General features: G+C 67.6%; 7 protein-coding genes. 4 read left to right on the top strand and 3 right to left on the bottom strand.

The window, feature by feature from the left end; translation table 11 throughout:
* Nucleotides 1–258: 258 nt before the first annotated feature.
* Nucleotides 259–594: a hypothetical protein gene (locus F1193_RS12790; protein WP_150098195.1), complete on the bottom strand. Its 336-nt coding sequence runs from the start codon at nt 592–594 to the stop codon at nt 259–261.
* A 347-nt stretch (nt 595–941) separates the two neighbouring features.
* Nucleotides 942–1,187 carry a hypothetical protein gene (locus F1193_RS12785; RefSeq protein ID WP_150098194.1) on the bottom strand — a complete coding sequence of 82 codons (246 nt, stop codon included), beginning with the start codon at nt 1,185–1,187 and terminating at the stop codon, nt 942–944.
* A gap of 395 nt (nt 1,188–1,582) precedes the next feature.
* On the opposite strand from F1193_RS12785, the gene cysS reads away from it, so the two are divergent.
* The 4 genes from cysS to cimA all read left to right on the top strand — a co-directional run bounded on the left by cysS (nt 1,583) and on the right by cimA (nt 5,750).
* A complete protein-coding gene (gene cysS / locus F1193_RS12780; protein WP_150098193.1) occupies nt 1,583–3,046 on the top strand; it encodes a cysteine--tRNA ligase in 1,464 nt (487 codons plus the stop codon).
* 272 nt (nt 3,047–3,318) lie between these two features.
* Nucleotides 3,319–3,618: an endonuclease domain-containing protein gene (locus tag F1193_RS17495; protein WP_281287250.1), complete on the top strand. Its 300-nt coding sequence runs from the start codon at nt 3,319–3,321 to the stop codon at nt 3,616–3,618.
* 30 nt (nt 3,619–3,648) lie between these two features.
* The gene (locus F1193_RS12770; RefSeq protein WP_150098191.1) at nt 3,649–4,128 is read left to right on the top strand and encodes a GNAT family N-acetyltransferase; all 480 of its coding nucleotides are present in this window, start codon (nt 3,649–3,651) and stop codon (nt 4,126–4,128) included.
* A gap of 26 nt (nt 4,129–4,154) precedes the next feature.
* Nucleotides 4,155–5,750 carry a citramalate synthase gene (gene cimA, locus F1193_RS12765; RefSeq protein ID WP_150098190.1) on the top strand — a complete coding sequence of 532 codons (1,596 nt, stop codon included), beginning with the start codon at nt 4,155–4,157 and terminating at the stop codon, nt 5,748–5,750.
* 297 nt (nt 5,751–6,047) lie between these two features.
* Here cimA and F1193_RS12760 read toward each other — a convergent pair whose 3' ends face one another.
* Nucleotides 6,048–6,725 carry an LOG family protein gene (locus F1193_RS12760; RefSeq protein ID WP_150098189.1) on the bottom strand — a complete coding sequence of 226 codons (678 nt, stop codon included), beginning with the start codon at nt 6,723–6,725 and terminating at the stop codon, nt 6,048–6,050.
* Nucleotides 6,726–6,780 lie beyond the last annotated feature (55 nt).

Here is a 6,780-nt window from a genome sequence, read left to right as displayed (position 1 = left end):
GCCCTCATCGCCATCGCCCGAAAGCTCCTGACCATCCTCAACGCCATGATTCGAGACAACAAACCCTGGCGAGACCCCAAAGCCGCATGACAGTTGCTCGCGCGCGCCACGCGCGCTTGCCCGGGACGACGACCTCACGTCTGTTGTCATCCCGGACGTCGCGCCGAGCCGGGATCGTGTGCCGGAAAGGCTCCCTTTTCTGCGAACGGTCCCGGGTTGCGCGGCTGGCGCCGCTTGCCCGGGACGACAGGCGGGGCGTCAGCGCGCGCAGATGATGGCGATGAGCTCGCCGCAGGCGCGGCCCGTGCAATTGGCGGCAACCTGGGTGCCTTGGGCGGGCTGGGCGGTCGGCCGTGCGCTGGTGGAGTTGGTGCGGTCGAGGCGGCCGAAATCGACCACGGTCTGGTAGTCGCGGCTGTGGCACCAAGCCGCCGCCGCCGCCTGTCCGCATGGGCGGCCCTCCGCCAGGCACTGGTCGACGCCGTAGCCGTCGAAATTGGAGATCACGAACGTCTCGGTCTCGACGGCGGCAGCATGGGTGACCGACAGGCCCAGGGCGGCGATGGCGGACAAAAGGGGGCGGGGAAAACGCATCGTAAAACCTCGCGCGGGCCGGCGCAAACCGGCCCGACGGAACACGGCACGGAAGGAGGATGGAGGGCGCGAAGACCTCGCGGCGCCAGAATCAGGATGCCTTGGATAGAGCGGCAGCGCGCCGCGCCCGTCAATGAAGCGGGTTTCGCGGGGGCCACTTTGCGCCGAGGTGTTGCGCGCCTGCCGCAGCCCGCGCTTCGCCGGCGCGGGGAGGGGCGCGTCATTGGGTGTCCGGTGGATCCCTTCGGGACACCGGAAACGGGCTTTTCGGCGAGGGGACAACGAGAATCCGGCCCTGTCGGCCGGATTTCGCCTCAGTCATTCTCAGGCGTTTGAACTGTGCGGGATCAGTGCAGCCCGAAGGGCAGGCGCAACAGCCGGCCGAGCCGGCGACGGCCGAACAGCGACCAGCCATCGACCGGCGGAGCCTCGCCCGGCAGCATGATGGCATCCGAGCGCGAGAAGCCGACCACGCCGAGCAACGTGTCGAGGCTCGGCAGAATCACCACCACGCGCGTCCCGTCGCTCTCCACATGTTCGCTGACGCGCGTCTCGGTGGGATCGGGGAATCGCGGACGGGGTGATCTTGTCATGGTGCCTTCCTGACGCAGCGTATGTGGTTTCTTCTGTCGCGTGCTATTCATGCGCTTGCTGTCGTTGCGCGCGCTGTTCTTGCGTCGTCTGTAAGGCGTACGAGGTTCATGACTCGCCAAGAGATTTGCCTAACAGAATTCTTGGTGAAAGGTTCCAAAACAAGTCGGAGTTTTTCGTCTGGTGCGGCGATGGCGGGGCATCTTTGTGGCCGGCCGCCATTCTGGCGCTTGACAAGCTCTGCCGGGGTGATCACGGTGCCGGCCATGACGGGAAATCGCGTCACATCGCGCTGTGCCATCGTCGCACAGATTATCGGCGGCTGAGGAATATCCGGCCGCGGACGCCCCGCTTTACCCATCGCGAGCGCCTCCGCCGGTCCGGCAGGGGGATACTTGTGGCGGAACTCAAGCTCTACGACACGCTGACGCGCGAAAAACGGCTCTTTGCCCCGCTCGATCCGGCGCGCGGCGTGCGCATGTATGTCTGCGGGCCGACCGTCTATGACTTCGCCCACATCGGCAACGCCCGGCCGGTGATCGTGTTCGACGTGCTGTTCCGCCTGCTGCGCCACCTCTATGGCGCCGACCACGTCACCTATGTGCGCAACATCACCGACGTCGACGACAAGATCAACAAGCGCGCCTTCGAGCGCTGGACGCATGAACGCCCGCTCACCGCCGAGATCCGGGCGCTGACCGACCAGACGCTCGCCCAGTTCCACGCCGATGTCGACGCGCTGGGCTGCCTGCGCCCGACCCACGAGCCGCGCGCCACCGACTTCGTGTGCCGGCCCGAGCCGTCCGCGCTCGACATGGTCAAGATCATCGAGAGACTGATCGCGCGCGGCCACGCCTATGTCGAGCAGGGGCACGTGCTGTTCGACGTGCCCTCGATGCCGGCCTATGGCCGGCTCGCCCGCCGCTCGCTCGACGAGATGGTGGCCGGCGCCCGCGTCGATGTCGCGCCCTACAAGCGCGATCCCATGGACTTCGTGCTGTGGAAGCCCTCCGACCCCGAGAAGGAGCCGGGCTGGGAGAGCCCCTGGGGCTTCGGCCGGCCGGGCTGGCACATCGAGTGCTCGGCGATGTCCGGCGCGCTGCTGGGCGAGATGTTCGACATCCATGGCGGCGGCATCGACCTCGTGTTTCCGCACCACGAGAACGAGATCGCGCAAAGCTGCTGCGCCTTCGGCACCGAGCGGATGGCGAACTTCTGGATGCACAACGGCTTCCTGATGGTGGAAGGCGAGAAGATGTCGAAGTCGCTCGGCAACTTCATCACCATCCGGGAATTGTTGGCGAGCGACAGGTTCGGTGGGCAGAATTGGGTCGGCGACGTGCTGCGCCTCGCCATGCTCAAGACGCACTACCGCCAGCCGATCGACTGGACCGTCGAGGGCCTGAACGAAAGCACGAATACGCTCGACGACTGGTTCCGCCTCGCCGCGCCGGACCAGCCGGCCGAGCCTTCGCCGGCGGTCATCGCGGCGCTCTCCGACGATCTCAACACGCCCAAGACGATCGCTGAGCTGCACGCGCTGCGAAACCACATCCGCGTGCCGCAGCAGGGTCAGGACGCCGAGGAATTGGGGCGCAACCTCGCCTTCCTCGGCTTCGATCGCGCGCAGTTCGCAGCATGGCAGAAAGGGCGCGAGCACGCGGTGCTGCAGGCGCTGGGCGGCATCGACGAGGCGGACATCGGTCGCCTGATCGCGGCGCGCCTCGCCGCGCGCAAGGCCAGGAACTTCGCCGAGTCCGACCGCATCCGCGACGAGCTGGCGGCCAAGGGCATCGCGCTGATGGACGCCAAGGATCCGGCCACCGGCGAACTCACCACCACCTGGAAGGTGGCGCGATGAAGCCACCTCGTCAGCGAAAATCTGCCTCATGTGAGGGAGCAACGGCCGAGCGCTTTCCCTCTCCCCTTGCGGGAGAGGGTGCCGAGCGATCGAATGATCGCGAGGCGGGTGAGGGGGCCTCTGTTGCCAGCGTGCAGTCCCCCTCACCCGGCGCTCGCGTTGCTCGCGCCACCCTCTCCCGCGAGGGGAGAGGGAAGGGGGCGTCGCGCGGCACCGCAGGTGATGACCAAGACACTATCGAGCGGCATGCCGCCATCATCCGCGCTCGTGCGTTGCGCCGCGAGATGACCGAGGCCGAGCGCGCGATGTGGCGGCTGCTGCGTGACCGCCGCCTTGCCGGCGCGAAATTCCGCCGGCAGGTGCCGCTTGGTCCCTATGTCGCGGACTTCCTGTCGTTCGATCGGCGGCTTGTCATTGAGGTCGACGGTGGCCAGCACGCCGGCTCCATGCGCGATCAGCGGCGCGAGGCATGGTTTGCTGACAGCGGTTTTCGCACGCTGCGCTTCTGGAACAACGACGTACTTGGTAACGCCGAAGGCGTGTTTTCGCGGATCCAGGAGGCCGTGCAATGACCGCGCCTTCAAGCCGTGCGAGGTGATCTCATGGCCCAATCCAAGCCAACCATCGCGCTCCGGCCCTATCTGCCGGCGGATGCGCCGGCGCTGACGGCGCTGTTCGAGGCGTCGGTCGCCGAGCTCGCGGCCGAGGACTATTCCGAGGCGCAGCTTGCCGCCTGGATCGCCACGCTCGACGTGGACGAACTGGCCGAGCGCCTTGCGGATCAGCTCGCGCTGGTCGCCACCGTCGGCGGCGAGATTGCCGGCTTTGCCTCGCTCGAAGGCAACCGGACGATCGACATGCTCTACGTGCATCCCGAGATGGCGCGGCAGGGCGTGGCGACGGCGCTGATCGATGCGCTGGAGAAGCTTGCCGCCGCGCGCGGCGCAACGGCGCTGGAGGTCGAGGCGAGCGACACTGCCGAGCCGTTCTTCCGCTATCGCGGCTATTCGCCGGAGCGGCGCAACACCAAAGTGCTGGGCGACGAATGGCTCGGCAACACCACCATGAAGAAGACCCTGTGAGCACAGGAACCCAAGGACCGAACCCCATGAGCCGCGAGCGCGTCTATCTGTTCGACACCACTCTGCGCGACGGCGCGCAGACCAATGGCGTCGATTTCTCCCTCGATGACAAGGCCGCGGTGGCGGCGATGCTGGACGGGCTCGGCATCGACTATATCGAGGGCGGCTATCCCGGTGCCAATCCGCAGGACACCCGCTTCTTCAGCGAGAAGAAAAACCTCAACGCCACCTTCACCGCCTTCGGCATGACCAAGCGCGGCGGGCGCTCGGCCTCCAACGATCCCGGCCTCAACGCGCTGCTCGACGCGGAGGCCGACGCCATCTGCTTCGTCGCGAAAAGCTGGGACTATCACGTCGACGTCGCGCTCGGCATCTCGCGCGAGGAGAACCTCGACTGCATCCGCGAGTCCGTTGCCGCGGCGCGGGCGCGCGGGCGCGAGGCGCTGGTCGATTGCGAGCACTTCTTCGACGGCTACAAGGCCAATCCGGAATACGCGCTGGCCTGCGCCAAGACGGCGTATGAGGCCGGCGCGCGCTGGGTGGTGCTGTGCGACACCAATGGCGGCACGCTGCCGGAGGAGGTCAGCCGCATCGTGTCGGAGGTGGTGCGCGTCGTGCCGGGCGATCATCTCGGCATCCACACCCATGACGATTGCGGCTGCGCGGTGGCGAACGCGCTGGCGGCGGTGGCGGCCGGCGTGCGGCAGGTGCAGGGCACGCTGAACGGGCTCGGCGAGCGCTGCGGCAACGCCAACCTCACCACCATCATTCCGGCGCTGAAGCTGAAGCCGGAGTTCGCCAACCGCTTCGATACCGGCGTGTCGGACGAGGCGCTGTCCAGCCTCACCCATGTCAGCCGCGTGTTCGACGAGATGATCAACCGCGCGCCGAACCGCTACGCGCCGTTCGTCGGCGAGAGCGCGTTCGCCACCAAGACCGGCATCCACGCCTCGGCCATCGCCAAGAACCCGGCGACCTACGAGCACGTGGCGCCCGAGCGCATCGGCAACCGCCGCAAGGTGCTGGTGTCGGACCAGGCCGGCAAGTCGAACGTGCTGGCGGAGCTGGAGCGGCTCGGCATCTCCATCAATCGCGACGACCCGCGCATCTCGCGCATGCTCGACGAGATCAAGGAGCGCGAGGCCGAGGGCTACGCCTATGAGGGCGCCGACGCGTCGTTCTTCCTGCTTGCCAAGCGCGTGCTGGGCGAGGTGCCGGAGTTCTTCAAGGTCGAGCGCTTCTCGGTGAATGTCGAGCGGCGCTGGAACGCGGTCGGCAAGCTGGTCACGGTGGCCGAGGCGATCGTGAAGGTGAAGATCGGCGACGAGGAGGTGATCTCGGCGGCCGAGGGCAACGGCCCGGTCAATGCGCTCGACGTGGCGCTGCGCAAGGATCTCGGCAAGTACCAGGGCCTGATCCGCGATCTCGAACTGGTCGACTACCGCGTGCGCATCTTCCGCGGCGGGTCGGATGCGGTGACGCGCGTGCTCATCACCTCGCGCGCCGCCGATGGCGAGACGTGGACGACGGTCGGCGTGTCGCCCAACATCATCGACGCGTCGTTCCAGGCGCTGATGGATTCGATCGTCTATCAGCTCGTGCGGGTGGGCGCCGCGGCGTGAAGCGCGTCGTGAATCCGTAGGGCGCAATAGCGACAGCGTATTGCGCCGCGCAGGCCGTGCGTGTGGTGGAATACGCTTCGCTATTCCACCCTACGCATTCCGCTACGCTCTGTGCGTTCGTCATCCCGGCCAAGCGGCGAAGCCGCGCGAGCCGGGATCGTTTTCAGGAGGGTGACTTTTCCTGCGGACGGTCCCGGGTCTCGGCTCGCGCCTCGCCCGGGACGACGTGAATCCGTCGACGCGAATCCGCAGGGCGCAAGAACGATAGCGTAACGGCAGCGTATTGCGCCGGGCGCCTCACATCTGCCGGGCGATCTCGCGCTCCTCGGCGACGAGCGGCGGGCGGGCGGCGGCGCGCAGCATCGGGATGATGTCGTGGACGTGCGCGGCCACCAGCGGCCGCACCTCCCATTGCGGGCGGATGAACGCATTTGTGCGCATGTGGTCGAGCAGCGCCAGCAGCGGATCCCAGAAGCCGTCGACATTGGCCATGAGGATCGGCTTGCGGTGGCGGCCGAGCTGGGCCCACGTCAACTGCTCGACCAGTTCCTCCAGCGTGCCGATGCCGCCGGGCAGCGCGACGAAGGCGTCGGCGCGCTCGAACATCAGCCGCTTGCGCTCGTGCATGTCGTCGGTGACGATCATCTCCTCGGCGTGTTCGAAGGCGAATTCGCGCTCGACCAGGAAGCGCGGAATGATGCCGGTCACCCGGCCGCCGGCGTCGGCCACGGCGTGCGCCACCGTGCCCATCAGCCCCATGCTGCCGCCGCCATAGACGAGGCGGATGCCGTGCTCGGCGAGAAGCCGGCCGAACGTGCGCGCGGTCTCGACGAACACCGGCGCGCTGCCGTCCGACGAGCCGCAATAGACGCACACGGCGTCGATGACGGGCTTGAAGGCGTCTTCTGGCTTGAAGGCGTCGTCGGCGGGCTTGCTGGAGTCGGCGGGCTGCGGAGCGCGGGAGGTGTCGTGCATGTGGTCCTTCTTCGGTTCGGGACCGGGGTGTCCCGTGGAACGCCCGGTCCGGCGG

This window comes from Blastochloris sulfoviridis, assembly GCF_008630065.1.
GTDB classification, from domain to species: domain Bacteria; phylum Pseudomonadota; class Alphaproteobacteria; order Rhizobiales; family Xanthobacteraceae; genus Blastochloris; species Blastochloris sulfoviridis.
The sequence above is the reverse complement of the archived record's forward strand: the minus strand, read 5'-3'. Positions and strand labels throughout refer to the sequence as shown.